General features: G+C 62.6%; 1 protein-coding gene. It reads right to left on the bottom strand.

The window, feature by feature from the left end; translation table 11 throughout:
* The coding region (locus C1I97_RS38410) for a hypothetical protein (protein ID WP_111007409.1) at nucleotides 1-430 on the bottom strand (430 nt) is incomplete at both ends.

The raw sequence follows: 430 nt of genomic DNA, 5'->3' as shown, positions 1-430 counted from the left end.
TCGGCCGGTGGGGCGGGGAATTGCATGAATACGGGCAAACTTTGGCCCGCTTCGAGTGTCCCGAGGGATGTCGTTGTAAGCGGCCGTCCCTCCGTGTCACGTAGGACGTAGTAGCGCTTCTTTCCCTTGGAGTCCACGAGGGTGGCACCGCCGAACGAGGGACCGTGCTTGACGATCTCAGTCTCATCTCCGGTCACCTGGGCCGGAACAACCACGGATTTTCCCCCGTCGTTCTTCAGAGTTCCGTTCACGGTGACGAATCCGCCCGAGTCGCGCTCGGCGGAGGTGATCTGCAGGAGCAGTCCGTCCTCACCCTTGAGCTCGGCCATAGGGGCCTGTGTTTTCCCCTCCTGAGCACTCGGCTGGGACCCACCGCTCTTTGAGGCGGACGTAGAAGTGTCCGGCTTCTTGTCATCGCCGTCACCGCCGC

The sequence above is a fragment of the Streptomyces sp. NTH33 genome (genome assembly GCF_003236365.1).
Classification (GTDB): Bacteria; Actinomycetota; Actinomycetes; order Streptomycetales; family Streptomycetaceae; genus Streptomyces.
Note: the sequence above shows the minus strand (reverse complement) of the source record. Positions and strands in the feature narration are given on the sequence as shown.